The organism is Pseudomonas sp. NFACC13-1 (assembly GCF_900104425.1).
In the GTDB taxonomy this organism is placed as follows: domain Bacteria; phylum Pseudomonadota; class Gammaproteobacteria; order Pseudomonadales; family Pseudomonadaceae; genus Aquipseudomonas; species Aquipseudomonas fluorescens_AA.
Genome location: NZ_FMXV01000007.1, coordinates 35,340 through 50,032, shown reverse-complemented (window position 1 = coordinate 50,032; position 14,693 = coordinate 35,340). Strand labels below are relative to the sequence as shown.

General features: G+C 63.0%; 13 protein-coding genes. 11 read left to right on the top strand and 2 right to left on the bottom strand.

What is annotated here, in order from left to right; translation table 11 throughout:
• From nuoE to BLQ55_RS11540, 11 genes are all read left to right on the top strand, one after another.
• Window positions 1-498: an NADH-quinone oxidoreductase subunit NuoE gene (gene nuoE, locus BLQ55_RS11590; RefSeq protein ID WP_072392829.1), complete on the top strand. Its 498-nt coding sequence runs from the start codon at window positions 1-3 to the stop codon at window positions 496-498.
• Window positions 495-1,853 carry an NADH-quinone oxidoreductase subunit NuoF gene (gene nuoF / locus BLQ55_RS11585; RefSeq protein WP_092196993.1) on the top strand — a complete coding sequence of 453 codons (1,359 nt, stop codon included), beginning with the start codon at window positions 495-497 and terminating at the stop codon, window positions 1,851-1,853. Before nuoE ends, nuoF begins: the two co-directional genes overlap by 4 nt.
• 140 nt (window positions 1,854-1,993) lie before the next feature.
• Window positions 1,994-4,708: an NADH-quinone oxidoreductase subunit NuoG gene (gene nuoG / locus BLQ55_RS11580; protein ID WP_092253920.1), complete on the top strand. Its 2,715-nt coding sequence runs from the start codon at window positions 1,994-1,996 to the stop codon at window positions 4,706-4,708.
• Window positions 4,705-5,712 (top strand): NADH-quinone oxidoreductase subunit NuoH, encoded by a 1,008-nt coding sequence (gene nuoH / locus BLQ55_RS11575; RefSeq protein WP_092196998.1) that lies wholly within the window; start codon window positions 4,705-4,707, stop codon window positions 5,710-5,712. The genes nuoG and nuoH overlap by 4 nt, the downstream gene beginning before the upstream one ends.
• A gap of 11 nt (window positions 5,713-5,723) precedes the next feature.
• Entirely contained in the window at window positions 5,724-6,272 is a 549-nt protein-coding gene (nuoI, locus tag BLQ55_RS11570; RefSeq protein WP_003180051.1) for an NADH-quinone oxidoreductase subunit NuoI, read from the top strand.
• Window positions 6,273-6,281: 9 nt separating this feature from the next.
• Entirely contained in the window at window positions 6,282-6,782 is a 501-nt protein-coding gene (nuoJ, locus tag BLQ55_RS11565; protein WP_003180049.1) for an NADH-quinone oxidoreductase subunit J, read from the top strand.
• 4 nt (window positions 6,783-6,786) lie between these two features.
• Entirely contained in the window at window positions 6,787-7,095 is a 309-nt protein-coding gene (gene nuoK / locus BLQ55_RS11560; protein WP_003180046.1) for an NADH-quinone oxidoreductase subunit NuoK, read from the top strand.
• The gene (gene nuoL, locus BLQ55_RS11555; protein WP_092197001.1) at window positions 7,092-8,945 is read left to right on the top strand and encodes an NADH-quinone oxidoreductase subunit L; all 1,854 of its coding nucleotides are present in this window, start codon (window positions 7,092-7,094) and stop codon (window positions 8,943-8,945) included. The genes nuoK and nuoL overlap by 4 nt, the downstream gene beginning before the upstream one ends.
• A 39-nt stretch (window positions 8,946-8,984) precedes the next feature.
• Window positions 8,985-10,517 (top strand): NADH-quinone oxidoreductase subunit M, encoded by a 1,533-nt coding sequence (gene nuoM / locus BLQ55_RS11550; RefSeq protein WP_092197004.1) that lies wholly within the window; start codon window positions 8,985-8,987, stop codon window positions 10,515-10,517.
• A 7-nt stretch (window positions 10,518-10,524) separates the two neighbouring features.
• The gene (nuoN, locus tag BLQ55_RS11545) at window positions 10,525-11,988 is read left to right on the top strand and encodes an NADH-quinone oxidoreductase subunit NuoN (RefSeq protein WP_092197007.1); all 1,464 of its coding nucleotides are present in this window, start codon (window positions 10,525-10,527) and stop codon (window positions 11,986-11,988) included.
• A 282-nt stretch (window positions 11,989-12,270) separates the two neighbouring features.
• Window positions 12,271-12,747 (top strand): hemerythrin domain-containing protein, encoded by a 477-nt coding sequence (locus tag BLQ55_RS11540; RefSeq protein ID WP_092197010.1) that lies wholly within the window; start codon window positions 12,271-12,273, stop codon window positions 12,745-12,747.
• Window positions 12,748-12,798: 51 nt separating this feature from the next.
• On the opposite strand, the gene BLQ55_RS11535 is transcribed toward BLQ55_RS11540, so the two are convergent.
• Window positions 12,799-13,677, bottom strand: coding sequence for a LysR family transcriptional regulator (locus BLQ55_RS11535; RefSeq protein WP_092253918.1), 879 nt, complete (start codon window positions 13,675-13,677; stop codon window positions 12,799-12,801).
• Between the two features lie 260 nt (window positions 13,678-13,937).
• Window positions 13,938-14,567 carry an isochorismate family cysteine hydrolase YcaC gene (ycaC, locus tag BLQ55_RS11530; protein ID WP_003203400.1) on the bottom strand — a complete coding sequence of 210 codons (630 nt, stop codon included), beginning with the start codon at window positions 14,565-14,567 and terminating at the stop codon, window positions 13,938-13,940.
• Window positions 14,568-14,693: the final 126 nt, after the last annotated feature.

Here is a 14,693-nt window from a genome sequence, read left to right as displayed (position 1 = left end):
ATGAACAGCACGCTTATCCAGACTGACCGTTTCGCCCTGAGCGAAACCGAGCGCTCGGCCATCGAGCACGAGCTGCATCACTACGAAGACCCGCGCGCGGCGTCGATCGAAGCCCTGAAGATCGTCCAGAAGGAACGTGGCTGGGTGCCCGACGGCGCGCTCTACGCCATCGGCGAGATCCTCGGCATCCCGGCCAGCGACGTCGAAGGCGTCGCCACCTTCTATAGCCAGATTTTCCGCCAGCCAGTGGGCCGTCACATCATTCGCGTCTGCGACAGCATGGTCTGCTACATCGGCGGCCACGAATCGGTGGTCGGCGAGCTCCAGAGCAAGCTGGGCATCGGCCTGGGCCAGACCACCGCCGACGGCCGCTTCACCCTGCTGCCGGTGTGCTGCCTGGGCAACTGCGACAAGGCTCCGGCGCTGATGATCGATGACGACACCTTCGGTGACGTTACGCCCGCCGGCGTCGCCAAACTGCTGGAGGGCTACGTATGACCCTGACTTCCTTCGGGCCCGCCAACCGCATCCAGCGTTCGGCCGAAACCCATCCCCTGACCTGGCGTCTGCGTGACGACGGCGAAGCGGTGTGGCTGGACGAGTACCAGGCCAAGAACGGCTACGCCGCCGCGCGCAAGGCGTTCGCCGACATGGCCGGCGACGACATCGTCCAGACCGTGAAAGACTCCGGCCTCAAGGGCCGTGGCGGCGCGGGCTTCCCCACGGGCGTGAAGTGGGGCCTGATGCCCAAGGACGAATCCATCAACATCCGCTACCTGCTGTGCAACGCGGATGAAATGGAACCCAACACCTGGAAAGACCGCATGTTGATGGAGCAACTGCCCCATCTGCTGATCGAGGGCATGCTGATCAGCGCCCGTGCGCTGAAGACCTACCGAGGCTACATCTTCCTGCGTGGCGAATACACCACCGCCGCCAAGCACCTGAACCGTGCCGTGGAAGAAGCCAAGGCCGCGGGCCTGCTGGGCAAGAACATCCTGGGCAGCGGCTTCGATTTCGAGCTGTTCGTCCACACCGGCGCCGGGCGCTACATCTGCGGTGAAGAAACCGCGCTGATCAACTCCCTGGAAGGCCGCCGCGCCAACCCGCGCTCCAAGCCGCCCTTCCCTGCCGCCGTGGGTGTGTGGGGCAAGCCGACCTGCGTGAACAACGTCGAGACCCTGTGCAACGTGCCGGCGATCATTGCCGACGGCGTGGACTGGTACAAATCCCTGGCCCGCGACGGCAGCGAAGACATGGGCACCAAGCTCATGGGCTTCTCCGGCAAGGTCAAGAACCCTGGCCTGTGGGAACTGCCGTTCGGCATCACCGGTCGCGAGCTGTTCGAAGACTACGCCGGCGGCATGCGCGACGGCTACACGCTCAAGTGCTGGCAGCCCGGCGGCGCCGGTACCGGTTTCCTGTTGCCGGAACACCTGGACGCACAAATGTACGCCGGCGGCATCGCCAAGGTGGGCACCCGCATGGGGACCGGCCTGGCCATGGCGGTGGACGACAGCGTCAACATGGTGTCGCTGCTGCGCAACATGGAAGAATTCTTTTCCCGTGAGTCGTGCGGCTTCTGCACCCCTTGCCGCGACGGCCTGCCGTGGAGCGTCAAGCTGCTGCGGGCCATTGAAAACGGCGAAGGCCAGGCCGGCGACATCGAGACCCTGCTGGGTCTGGTGGGTTTCCTCGGCCCAGGCAAGACCTTCTGTGCTCACGCACCGGGTGCCGTGGAGCCGTTGGGCAGCGCGATCAAATACTTCCGCCCTGAATTCGAGGCCGGCATCGCGCCAACGCGCGCCGGGGACCTCAATCAGGTGGTCACGCCGACCATGGTCGGCGCGTAACGACGCTTTAAAAGGCGAAGGGTCCGTGCCCTTCGCCTTTCGTCCGATGACGCCTTTACCCAGGCTGTTTGGATTCGGACGAACAACAAGATTCCATTAGCCACGCCCGCTGACACCGGGCCAACGAAGAACTTTGAACCATGGCCACTATCCACGTAGACGGCAAAGAGCTCGAAGTCGATGGCGCAGACAACCTGTTACAGGCATGTCTGTCGCTGGGCCTCGACATTCCTTATTTCTGCTGGCACCCCGCCCTTGGCAGCGTTGGCGCTTGTCGCCAGTGCGCGGTCAAGCAGTACACCGACGAAAACGACAAGCGTGGTCGGATCGTCATGTCCTGCATGACCCCCGCCACCGACGGCAGCTGGATCTCCATCGACGACGAAGAGGCGAAAGTGTTTCGCGCCAGCGTCGTCGAATGGCTGATGACCAACCACCCTCACGACTGCCCGGTCTGTGAGGAAGGCGGCCACTGCCACCTGCAAGACATGACGGTGATGACCGGCCACAACGAGCGTCGCTATCGCTTCACCAAGCGCACCCACCAGAACCAGGACCTCGGCCCGTTCATCTCCCACGAGATGAACCGCTGCATCGCCTGCTACCGTTGCGTGCGTTTCTACAAGGACTACGCCGGCGGCACCGACCTGGGCGTGTTCGGTGCCCACGACAACGTGTACTTCGGTCGCGTCGAAGACGGCACCCTGGAAAGCGAGTTCTCCGGCAACCTCACCGAGGTCTGTCCGACCGGTGTGTTCACCGACAAGACTCACTCCGAGCGCTACAACCGCAAGTGGGACATGCAGTTCTCGCCGAGCATCTGCCATGGCTGCTCCAGCGGCTGCAACATTTCCCCGGGCGAGCGCTACGGTGAACTGCGGCGCATCGAAAACCGTTTCAACGGCTCGGTCAACCAGTACTTCCTGTGTGACCGTGGCCGTTTCGGCTATGGCTACGTCAACCGCAAGGATCGCCCACGCCAACCGCAGCTGGCGGGCGGCGCCAAGCTGAACCTGGACGAAGCGCTGGACAAGGCCGCCGAGCTGCTGCGCGGGCGCAACATCGTCGGCATCGGTTCGCCACGGGCCAGCCTGGAAAGCAACTACGCCCTGCGTGAACTGGTCGGCGCCGAGCACTTCTACAGTGGCATCGAAGCCGGCGAGCTGGAACGCATCCGCCTGGTGCTGCAGGTGCTCAAGGACAGCCCGCTGCCGGTGCCGACGATGCGCGACATCGAAGACCACGACGCGGTGTTCGTCCTTGGCGAAGACCTGACCCAGACCGCCGCCCGCATGGCCCTGGCCCTGCGCCAATCGGTCAAGGGCAAGGCCGAGGACATGGCCGACGCCATGCGCGTGCAGCCATGGCTCGACGCCGCCGTGAAGAACATCGGCCAGCACGCGCTGAACCCGCTGTTCATCGCCAGCCTCGCTGAAACCAAGCTCGACGACGTCGCCGAAGAATGCGTCCACGCCGCTCCGGACGACCTGGCCCGCATCGGTTTCGCCGTGGCCCACGCCCTGGACGCCAGCGCCCCGGCCGTCGACGGCCTGGACAGCGAAGCGGCCGCCCTGGCCCAACGCATCGCCGACGCCCTGCTGGCGGCCAAGCGCCCATTGATCATCGCCGGCACCTCCCTGGGCTCCAAGGCCTTGATCGAAGCCGCCGCCAACATCGCCAAGGCCTTGAAACTGCGCGAGAAGAACGGCTCCATCAGCCTGATCGTGCCGGAAGCCAACAGCCTCGGCCTGGCCATGCTCGGTGGCGAATCGGTGGACGCGGCCCTGCAAGCGGTGATCGACGGCAGTGCCGACGCCATCGTCGTGCTGGAAAACGATCTCTACACCCGCACCGACAAAGCCCGCGTGGACGCCGCCCTGAACGCCGCGAAAGTGGTGATCGTCGCCGACCACCAGAAAACCGCCACCACCGACCGCGCCCACCTGGTGCTGCCGGCGGCGAGCTTCGCCGAAGGCGACGGTACGCTGGTCAGCCAGGAAGGCCGCGCCCAGCGCTTCTTCCAAGTGTTCGATCCGACTTACCTGGACGCCAGCATCCTGGTCCACGAAGGCTGGCGCTGGCTGCACGCCCTGCGCTCGACCCTGCTGAACCAGCCGGTGGACTGGACGCAACTGGACCATGCCACCGCTGCCTGCGCCGAGAGCAACCCGCAACTGGCGCGCATCGTCGATGCCGCCCCGTCGGCTTCGTTCCGCATCAAAGGCCTGAAACTGGCGCGCGAACCGCTGCGCTACAGTGGCCGTACCGCCATGCGCGCAAATATCAGCGTCCACGAACCGCGCACCTCCCAGGACACGGATACCGCGTTCTCGTTTTCCATGGAAGGTTACTCGGGCTCCGCCGAACCGCGCTCGCAAGTGCCGTTCGCCTGGTCCCCGGGCTGGAACTCGCCGCAAGCCTGGAACAAGTTCCAGGACGAAGTGGGTGGTCACCTGCGTGCTGGCGACCCGGGCACCCGCCTGATCGAAAGCCAGGGCGATGGCCTGAGCTGGTTCGCCAGCGTGCCACGCGCCTTCAACCCGGCACCGGGCACCTGGCAGGTCGTGCCGTTCCATCACCTGTTCGGCAGCGAAGAGAACTCTTCCAAGGCCGCACCGGTGCAGGAACGCATCCCGGCCGCCTACGTGGCGCTGGCCAAGTCCGAAGCCGACCGCCTGGGCATCAATGACGGCGCCCTGCTGAGCCTGAACGTGGCCGGTCAGACCCTGCGTCTGCCGCTGCGTATCAATGAAGAACTGGGCGCCGGCCTGGTGGCCCTGCCGGCCGGCCTGGCGGGCATTCCACCGGCGATATTCGGCAAAACCGTCGACGGTCTGCAGGAGGCAGCGCAATGAGCTGGTTCACCCCTGAAGTGATCGATGTGATCCTGACGGTCCTCAAGGCCATCGTGATCCTGCTGGCCGTGGTGGTCTGCGGGGCACTGCTGAGCTTCGTCGAACGTCGCTTGCTGGGCTGGTGGCAGGACCGCTACGGTCCGAACCGCGTCGGCCCGTTCGGCATGTTCCAGATCGCCGCCGACATGATCAAGATGTTCTTCAAGGAAGACTGGACGCCGCCGTTTGCCGACAAGGTGATTTTCACCCTGGCACCGGTCGTGGCCATGAGCGCCTTGCTGATCGCCTTCGCGATCATCCCGATCACTCCGACCTGGGGCGTGGCGGACCTGAACATCGGCCTGCTGTTCTTCTTCGCCATGGCCGGCCTGTCGGTGTACGCGGTGCTGTTCGCCGGCTGGTCGAGCAACAACAAGTTCGCCCTGCTGGGCAGCCTGCGGGCCTCGGCCCAGACCGTGTCCTACGAAGTGTTCATGGGCCTGGCGCTCATGGGCATCGTGATCCAGGCCGGCTCGTTCAACATGCGCGACATCGTCGAGTACCAGGCCCAGAACCTGTGGTTCATCATTCCGCAGTTCTTCGGTTTCTGTACCTTCTTCATCGCTGGCGTGGCCGTGACTCACCGTCACCCCTTCGACCAGCCGGAAGCGGAGCAGGAACTGGCCGACGGTTACCACATTGAATATGCCGGCATGAAATGGGGCATGTTCTTCGTCGGTGAGTACATCGGCATCATCCTGATCTCGGCGCTGCTGGTGACGCTGTTCTTCGGTGGCTGGCACGGTCCGTTCGGCATCCTGCCGCAACTGTCCTTCGTCTGGTTCGCCCTGAAGACCGCGTTCTTCATCATGCTGTTCGTCCTGCTGCGCGCCTCGATCCCGCGCCCACGCTACGACCAGGTGATGGATTTCAGCTGGAAATTCTGCCTGCCGCTGACCCTGATCAATATGCTGGTGACCGCAGCGATCGTTTTGATGAACGCGCCAGCGGCCGCGGTTCAGTGAGGATTTGACCCATGTTCAAATATATTGGCGACATCGTTAAGGGTACCGGTACCCAACTGCGAAGCCTGGTCATGATCTTCGGCCATGGCTTTCGCAAGCGCGACACCCTGCAATACCCGGAAGAACCGGTCTACCTGGCCCCCCGTTACCGTGGCCGCATCGTCCTGACCCGCGACCCCGACGGCGAGGAGCGCTGCGTGGCCTGCAACCTGTGCGCCGTGGCGTGCCCGGTGGGTTGCATCTCGCTGCAGAAAGCTGAAACCGAAGACGGTCGCTGGTACCCGGACTTCTTCCGCATCAACTTCTCGCGCTGCATTTTCTGCGGCCTCTGCGAGGAAGCCTGCCCGACCACCGCGATCCAGCTCACGCCGGATTTCGAAATGGCCGAGTTCAAACGTCAGGACCTGGTGTACGAGAAAGAAGATCTGCTGATTTCCGGTCCCGGTAAAAACCCTGATTACAACTTCTATCGTGTTGCAGGTATGGCCATTGCCGGTAAGCCAAAAGGCGCCGCGCAGAACGAAGCCGAACCGATCAACGTGAAGAGCTTGCTGCCTTAAGGAAGAAAGATGGAATTCGCTTTCTATTTCGCATCGGGTATCGCGGTGGTGTCCACGCTTCGTGTGGTCACCAATACCAATCCCGTGCACGCCCTGCTCTACCTGATCATTTCGCTGATCGCCGTGGCCATGACCTTCTTCGCCCTCGGCGCGCCGTTCGCCGGTGCCCTGGAAGTGATCGCCTACGCTGGCGCCATCATGGTGCTGTTCGTGTTCGTGGTGATGATGCTCAACCTCGGCCCGGCCGCGGTCCAGCAGGAACGCTCCTGGCTCAAGCCCGGCATCTGGGCGGGACCTGTGATCCTGTCCGCCCTGCTGCTGGGTGAACTGCTGTATGTGCTGTTCGCTCACCAAAGCGGCCAGGCCATCGGCCACACCACCGTAGGCGCCAAGGCCGTGGGCATCAGCCTGTTCGGTCCGTACCTGCTGGTGGTCGAACTCGCCTCGATGCTGCTGCTTGCCGCAGCCGTCACGGCGTTCCATTTGGGCCGTAACGAGGCGAAGGAGTAATCACATGCCTGCTATCCCTCTCGAACATGGCCTGGCGGTTGCCGGCATCCTGTTCTGTCTCGGTCTGGTCGGCCTGATGGTCCGCCGCAACATCCTGTTCGTGTTGATGAGCCTGGAGGTCATGATGAATGCCTCCGCCCTGGCCTTCATCGTCGCGGGCGCTCGCTGGGCGCAGCCGGATGGACAGATCATGTTCATCCTGGTGATCAGCCTGGCAGCCGCCGAGGCCAGTATCGGCCTGGCGATCTTGTTGCAGCTGTATCGCCGCTTCCACACTCTCGATATTGACGCTGCCAGCGAGATGCGCGGATGAACCTTCTCTTCCTGACTTTCATATTTCCTCTTGTCGGTTTCCTGCTGCTGTCGTTCTCCCGTGGACGCTGGTCGGAAAACCTGTCGGCGCTGGTTGGCGTGGGCTCCATCGGCCTGTCTGCCATCGTCACGGCCTACGTGATCTGGCAATTCAACGTCGCCCCGCCGGAAGGTGGCCGGTACGTGCAAGTGCTGTGGCAGTGGATGGCGGTGGAAGGCTTCACGCCGAACTTCGCCCTGTACCTGGACGGTCTCTCGGTCACCATGCTCGGCGTGGTGGTCGGCGTGGGTTTCCTGATCCACCTGTTCGCGTCCTGGTACATGCGCGGTGAAGCCGGTTATTCGCGCTTCTTCGCCTACACCAACCTGTTCATCGCCAGCATGCTGTTCCTGGTGCTCGGCGATAACCTGTTGTTCCTGTACTTCGGCTGGGAAGGCGTGGGCCTGTGCTCGTACCTGTTGATCGGTTTCTACTACAGCAACCGCAACAACGGCAACGCGGCACTCAAGGCGTTCATCGTGACCCGGATCGGCGACGTGTTCATGGCCATCGGCCTGTTCATCCTGTTCCAGCAACTGGGCACGCTGAATATCCAGGAACTGCTGGTCAAGGCACCCGAGCACTTCAAGGTCGGTGACTTCTGGATCGTCCTGGCGACCCTGCTGCTGCTGGGCGGTGCCGTCGGTAAATCCGCGCAACTGCCGCTGCAGACCTGGCTGGCGGACGCGATGGCCGGCCCTACGCCGGTCTCGGCCCTGATCCACGCCGCGACCATGGTGACCGCCGGTGTCTACCTGATCGCCCGTACCCACGGCCTGTTCGCCCTGGCGCCGGACATCCTGCACCTGGTCGGCATTGTCGGCGGTGTGACCCTGGTGCTGGCCGGTTTTGCCGCCCTGGTGCAGACCGACATCAAGCGCATCCTCGCCTACTCGACCATGAGCCAGATCGGCTACATGTTCCTGGCCCTGGGCGTCGGTGCCTGGGAAGGCGCGATCTTCCACCTGATGACCCACGCCTTCTTCAAGGCCCTGCTATTCCTGGCGTCCGGTGCGGTGATCGTGGCCTGCCACCACGAGCAGAACATCTTCAAGATGGGCGGCCTGTGGAAGAAGCTGCCGCTGGCCTACGCCAGTTTCATCGTCGGCGGCGCGGCCCTGGCGGCCCTGCCACTGGTCACCGCCGGTTTCTACTCCAAGGACGAGATCCTCTGGGAAGCGTTCGCCAGCGGTAACCAAGGCCTGCTCTATGCCGGCCTGGTGGGTGCGTTCATGACCTCGCTGTACACCTTCCGCCTGATCTTCATCGCATTCCACGGTGAAGCCAAGACCGAAGCCCACGCCGGCCACGGCATTGCCCATTGGCTGCCACTGTCGGTGCTGATCGTGCTGTCGACCTTCGTCGGCGCCCTGATCACTCCACCGCTGGCCGATGTGCTGCCGCAAAGCGTCGGCCATGCCGGCGGCGAAGCCAAGCACAGCCTGGAAATCGCCTCCGGCGCCATCGCCCTGGCGGGTATCCTGCTGGCCGCCCTGCTGTTCCTGGGCAAGCGTCGTTTCGTCACGGCGGTCGCCAACAGCGGCATCGGGCGGTTCCTTTCGGCCTGGTGGTTCGCCGCCTGGGGCTTCGACTGGATCTACGACAAACTGTTCGTCAAGCCATACCTTGCGATCAGCCACATTCTGCGCAAAGACCCGCTCGACCAGACCATTGGCCTGATCCCGCGCATGGCCAAGGGCGGCCACACCGCCCTGAGCCGTACCGAGACCGGTCAATTGCGTTGGTATGCGGCTTCCATGGCGGCTGGCGCCGTGCTGGTTATCGGCGCCATCGTGCTGGTAGCGGTCTGATATGAACCTTGCGAACTTGCGAAAGGAAACGAGCCCGTCATGATTCTGCCCTGGCTAATCCTGATCCCCTTCATCGGCGGCCTGCTGTGCTGGATCGCGGAGCGCTCCAGCTCCACGCTCCCGCGCTGGATTGCGCTGCTGACCATGTCCCTGGAACTCGCGCTCGGCCTCTGGCTGTGGGCGACCGGCGACTATTCATTCGCTCCGGCCCCTGGCGCCGATCCGACCTGGGCACTTGAGTTCAAGCACGCCTGGATCGCGCGCTTCGGCATCAGCGTGCACCTGGCCCTCGACGGCCTGTCGTTGCTGATGATCCTGCTGACCGGCCTGTTGGGTATTCTCTCGGTCCTCTGCTCCTGGAAAGAGATCCAGCGTCACGTCGGTTTCTTCCACCTGAATCTGATGTGGATCCTGGGCGGCGTCGTCGGCGTGTTCCTGGCGCTGGACCTGTTCATGTTCTTCTTCTTCTGGGAAATGATGCTGGTGCCGATGTACTTCCTCATCGCGCTCTGGGGTCACAGTTCTTCGGACGGCAAGAAGACCCGGATCTACGCGGCGACCAAGTTCTTCATCTTCACCCAGGCTTCCGGCCTGATCATGTTGGTGGCGATCCTTGGCCTGGTGCTGGTCAACTTCAACAACACCGGCGTGATTACCTTCAACTACGCCGACCTGTTGAAAGTGCAGATGTCGCGCACCACCGAGTACGTGCTGATGCTGGGCTTCTTCATCGCGTTCGCGGTGAAGCTGCCGGTGGTGCCGTTCCACTCCTGGCTGCCGGACGCCCACGCCCAGGCGCCGACCGCCGGTTCCGTGGACCTGGCGGGTATCCTGCTGAAGACTGCGGCCTACGGCCTGCTGCGCTTTGCCTTGCCGCTGTTCCCCAATGCCTCGGCGGAGTTCGCGCCGATTGCCATGACCCTGGGCCTGATCGGGATTTTCTACGGTGCGTTCCTGGCGTTCGCCCAGACCGACATCAAGCGCCTGATCGCGTTCTCCAGCGTTTCGCACATGGGCTTCGTGCTGATCGGGATCTATTCCGGCAGCCAGCTGGCCCTGCAAGGCGCGGTGATCCAGATGCTCGCCCACGGTCTGTCGGCCGCCGCACTGTTTATCCTCAGCGGTCAGTTGTACGAGCGCCTGCACACCCGGGACATGCGTGAAATGGGTGGCGTCTGGTCGCGCATCGCCTACCTGCCGGCCATCAGCCTGTTCTTCGCAGCCGCGTCCCTGGGCCTGCCGGGCACCGGCAACTTCGTCGGCGAGTTCCTGATCCTGATCGGCTCGTTCGTCAGTGCGCCTTGGATCACGGCGATTGCCACCTCTGGCCTGGTGTTCGGTTCGGTCTACTCGCTGATCATGATCCACCGCGCCTACTTCGGTCCGGCCAAGTCGGATGAAGTGTTGCGTGGCATGGACGGTCGCGAACTGATCATGGTGCTCGGCCTTGCGGTGCTGCTGGTTTACCTCGGCGTGTACCCGCAACCGTTCCTCGACACCTCTGCCGCCACGATGCATGGCGTGCAGCAGTGGCTCGGCACCGCCTTCTCTCAACTCGCTTCGGCCCGGTAAGAGCGCTATGGAATTCACGATTCAACACTTTATCGCGCTTGCGCCGCTGTTGATCACCAGCGCCACGATCATCGTGGTGATGCTGGCGATCGCCTGGCGGCGCAATCACTCGCAGACCTTCCTGCTGTCGGTGGCGGGGCTGAACCTGGCCCTGCTGTCGATTTTGCCGGCCCTGAAAGTCGCGCCACTGGCGGTCACGCCGCTGATGCAGATCGACAGCTTCGCCTGCCTCTACATGGCGTTGATCCTGGTCGCCACCCTGGCCTGCGTCACCCTCGCCCACGCCTACCTCGGCGATGGCGGCTCGGGTTACCCGGGCAACCGCGAAGAACTGTACCTGCTGATCCTGATGGCCGCCGCCGGTGGCCTGGTGCTGGTCAGCTCGCAGCACCTGGCCAGCCTGTTCATCGGCCTGGAACTGCTGTCGGTACCGGTCTACGGCCTGGTGGCCTACGCCTTCTTCAACAAGCGTTCCCTGGAAGCCGGCATCAAGTACATGGTGCTGTCGGCGGCCGGTTCCGCGTTCCTGTTGTTCGGCATGGCCCTGCTCTACGCCGAAGCCGGCACCCTGAGCTTCGTCGGCATCGGCCAGGCCCTGGCGGCCACCGGCCTGCCTAGTCCGATCGCGCAACTGGGCCTGGGCATGATGCTGATCGGCCTGGCGTTCAAGCTGTCGCTGGTACCGTTCCACCTCTGGACCCCGGACGTCTACGAAGGCGCCCCGGCGCCAGTGGCGGCGTTCCTGGCCACCGCGTCGAAAGTGGCGGTGTTCGCGGTCATGGTGCGGCTGTTCCAGATATCGCCCGTGGCCAGCAGCGGTGTACTGAGCAACGTGCTGACCCTCATCGCCATCGCGTCGATCCTGTTCGGTAACCTGCTGGCACTGACCCAGAGCAACCTCAAGCGTCTGCTGGGTTACTCGTCCATCGCCCACTTCGGCTACCTGCTGATCGCCCTGATCGCCAGCAAGGGCCTGGCCGTGGAAGCCATCGGCGTGTACCTGGTGACCTACGTGATCACCAGCCTCGGCGCCTTCGGCGTGATCACCCTGATGTCCTCGCCGTACAACGGCCGCGACGCCGACGCCCTGTACGAATACCGCGGCCTGTTCTGGCGCCGTCCGTACCTGACCGCCGTGCTGACCGTGATGATGCTGTCCCTGGCCGGCATCCCGCTGACCGCCGGCTTCATCGGCAAGTTCTACATCATCGCCACCGGCGTCGAGGCTCACCAATGGTGGCTGGTCGGCTCCCTGGTGCTGGGCAGTGCCATCGGCGTGTTCTATTACCTGCGCGTGATGGTCACCCTGTACCTGATGGAACCGAACCTGCGTCGTCACGATGCCGAGCTGCACTGGGAACAGAAGGCAGGCGGCGTGATGCTGCTGGCCATCGCCGTGTTGGCGTTCTTCCTTGGCGTATACCCGCAGCCGTTGCTGACCCTGGTTCAGCAGGCGGGCTTGACGGGCTGATCGCCCAAGCGTCGTAACCACTGAAAATGCCCGTATCGCGAGATACGGGCATTTTTTTTGGCTCTGAATCACGAGGAGTGGCAGGCCATCAACGCAAAGTGCAACGCGTTTCTTGCCCCGCTCATGCAGCTTGCACGACGCTGAAAATAATGACTCTCTCAACCCATTGTTTTTAAAAGGCTTTAAAACCCTGTTCGGCTGGCACAGCTGATGCAATTCAGCTTTTACGCGGCGTCGGCGCTTGAAGCCTGCCCGCATCCGTGAATTGCCGAGGAGCTACCCATGAATGCCATCGATCTGTTGAAAGCCGACCATGAGCGCGTCAAAGCCATCCTGACTCAACTGAGCGAGTCGACCGAACGCGCCGTGAAAAAACGCACCGACCTGTTGGCGAAACTGGAAATGGAAATTTCCATCCATACCCGCCTGGAAGAAGAAATACTTTATCCGGCTTTCAAGCAGGCAGGTGGCAAGGAGGAGGCACAGATGTACTACGAAGCCAAGGAAGAGCACCGCACCGTCGACTCGCTGGTGCTGCCTGACCTGAAGGCGACCGACCCATCCACGCCTGAATTTTCCGGCCGGGCAAAAGTGGTCAAGGAGCTGCTTGAGCACCACATCGAGGAGGAAGAAAAAGAAATGTTCCCCCACGCGAAAAAACTGCTGGGCAAGGCAAAACTGGACGCCTTGGGTGCGGAAATGGAAACCATGAAAGCGCAGTACAAAAAAGAACTGAGCAGCGCCAGCCTCGCCGCCTGATCGCACGCCGCGGGTGCGTCGCCGTCGCCCGACGGCTGCACGCCCGCGGTGTTATTGCATGTGTTCGCGCAAGAACTCCACCAACGCCTGCACCGGGCGTGAGCCTTGGCGATGTTGCGGGTAGACCGCCGACAGCGCCAGGGGCTCGGTTTCAAACCCCTCCAACACCTTGATCAACCGACCATCCTGTAAGGCATCGCCGAGGATGAAGGTAGGCAAGTAGGTGACCCCCATGGCGGCGATGGCCGCGTCCCTGAGTACATCGCCGTTGTTGGCGCGCATGCGCCCCGTGACCTCCAGGGTCAACGGTTTGCCGGCCCCCGCGAAACGCCACTGCACCTGGCGGCTGTGACCATAGGGCAGGCAGTCATGATGGCGCAGGTCTTCCGGTCGCGTGGGTGTGCCTTTTAGCGCCAGGTAGGCGGGACTGGCGCAGTACACCCGTTCGATGGTCGCGATGCGCCGGGCAATCAGCGTCGAGTCCTCCAGCACGCCGATGCGCAGCGCCAGGTCATAGCCCTCCCCCAGCAGGTCCACCGAACGGTCGCTCAGGTCCACTTCGACGCTGACGCCCGGATAGCGCTGCAGGAACTGCGGCAACAGGCTGCCCAGATGCGCCATGGCGAAGGACAGCGGTGCGCTGAGCCGAATCGTGCCACGGGGCTCAGTGGTCTGGCCGCTGATCCCCTGCTCCACCTGTTCGACGTCATTGAGCAGGCGCAGCGACGCTTCGTAATAGCGCTGGCCCAACGGGGTGACGTCCAGCCGGCGGGTCGAACGATTGAGCAGGCGTACGCCCAGGCGCTGTTCCAACGCCATGAGCTTGCGGCTGACGAACTGCTTGGACAGCCCCAGCTTGTCCGCCGCGGCGGTGAAACTGCCTGACTCCATGACCTGGGCAAAGATACGCATTTCTTCGAAGGGGTTCATTGTCATTCCTGGGGTGGACAGTCAGGGAGATGAGTTGGGCATTGTGGATGGAGCAAGGCAGGTTGGAAAGGTGTTGGATGGGCTGACGCTATCGCGAGCAAGCTCGCTCCCACATGGGTTCCCAGTGATTACAGAGCCTGAATACACCTGAAACCCTGTGGGAGCGAGCTTGCTCGCGATAGCGGCGGATCAGCTTGCAATAACCTGATGCCAGGCACAAAAACGCCCGCACAAGGCGGGCGTCATTGAGCATGAACCGCTTACTTGGCCGTCAGCGCCGAGTAGCTGTTCATCAGGTTGCGGTAGTTCGGAATGCGCTGGGACAGCAGGTTGCCCAGGCCTTCGATGTCGTTGCGCCAGTCGCGGTGCAGCTCACAGGCCACCGAGAACCAGTTCATCATCTGCGCGCCGGCGGCGGTCATGCGGACCCAGGCGGCCTGTTGCACGGTTTCGTTGAAGGTGCCCGAGGCATCGGTCACGACGAACACATCGAAACCTTCAGCCAGCGCCGACAGGGTCGGGAACGCTACGCAGACATCGGTGACCACGCCCGCGATGATCAATTGCTTGCGGCCGGTGGCCTTGATCGCCTTGACGAAATCTTCGTTGTCCCAGGCATTGATCTGGCCTGGACGCGGGATGTATGGCGCGTCCGGGAACATTTCCTTGAGCTCCGGCACGATCGGGCCGTTGGGGCCTTTTTCGAAGCTGGTGGTCAGGATGGTCGGCAGTTCGAAGAACTTCGCCAGGTCGGCCAAGGCCAGCACGTTGTTCTTGAACTCGTTGGGCGAGAAGTCCTGGACCAGGGAAATCAGGCCGGTCTGGTGATCGACCAGCAGGACGACCGCGTCGTCTTTGTTCAGACGGTTGTAGGCGGGAACGTTGCTCATGGGATGACTCCTTTGGGATGGATAGTAAAGCCTGTGGGAGCGAGCTTGCTCCGGGCGGCGTTCCGACGATGGCGGAGTGTCAGGCGACGGCAGTGCTGAATGTGCAACCGCATCGCGAGCAAGCTC

What these genes read in the sequence shown, in the direction of transcription:
- nuoN (WP_092197007.1), top strand. Translation starts at nt 10,525, where the DNA reads ATGGAATTCACGATTCAACACTTTATCGCGCTTGCGCCGCTGTTGATC.
- BLQ55_RS11535 (WP_092253918.1), bottom strand. Translation starts at nt 13,677, where the DNA reads ATGAACCCCTTCGAAGAAATGCGTATCTTTGCCCAGGTCATGGAGTCA.
- nuoK (WP_003180046.1), top strand. Translation starts at nt 6,787, where the DNA reads ATGCCTGCTATCCCTCTCGAACATGGCCTGGCGGTTGCCGGCATCCTG.
- ycaC (WP_003203400.1), bottom strand. Translation starts at nt 14,567, where the DNA reads ATGAGCAACGTTCCCGCCTACAACCGTCTGAACAAAGACGACGCGGTC.
- nuoM (WP_092197004.1), top strand. Translation starts at nt 8,985, where the DNA reads ATGATTCTGCCCTGGCTAATCCTGATCCCCTTCATCGGCGGCCTGCTG.
- nuoH (WP_092196998.1), top strand. Translation starts at nt 4,705, where the DNA reads ATGAGCTGGTTCACCCCTGAAGTGATCGATGTGATCCTGACGGTCCTC.
- nuoJ (WP_003180049.1), top strand. Translation starts at nt 6,282, where the DNA reads ATGGAATTCGCTTTCTATTTCGCATCGGGTATCGCGGTGGTGTCCACG.
- nuoE (WP_072392829.1), top strand. Translation starts at nt 1, where the DNA reads ATGAACAGCACGCTTATCCAGACTGACCGTTTCGCCCTGAGCGAAACC.
- nuoF (WP_092196993.1), top strand. Translation starts at nt 495, where the DNA reads ATGACCCTGACTTCCTTCGGGCCCGCCAACCGCATCCAGCGTTCGGCC.
- nuoL (WP_092197001.1), top strand. Translation starts at nt 7,092, where the DNA reads ATGAACCTTCTCTTCCTGACTTTCATATTTCCTCTTGTCGGTTTCCTG.
- nuoI (WP_003180051.1), top strand. Translation starts at nt 5,724, where the DNA reads ATGTTCAAATATATTGGCGACATCGTTAAGGGTACCGGTACCCAACTG.
- nuoG (WP_092253920.1), top strand. Translation starts at nt 1,994, where the DNA reads ATGGCCACTATCCACGTAGACGGCAAAGAGCTCGAAGTCGATGGCGCA.
- BLQ55_RS11540 (WP_092197010.1), top strand. Translation starts at nt 12,271, where the DNA reads ATGAATGCCATCGATCTGTTGAAAGCCGACCATGAGCGCGTCAAAGCC.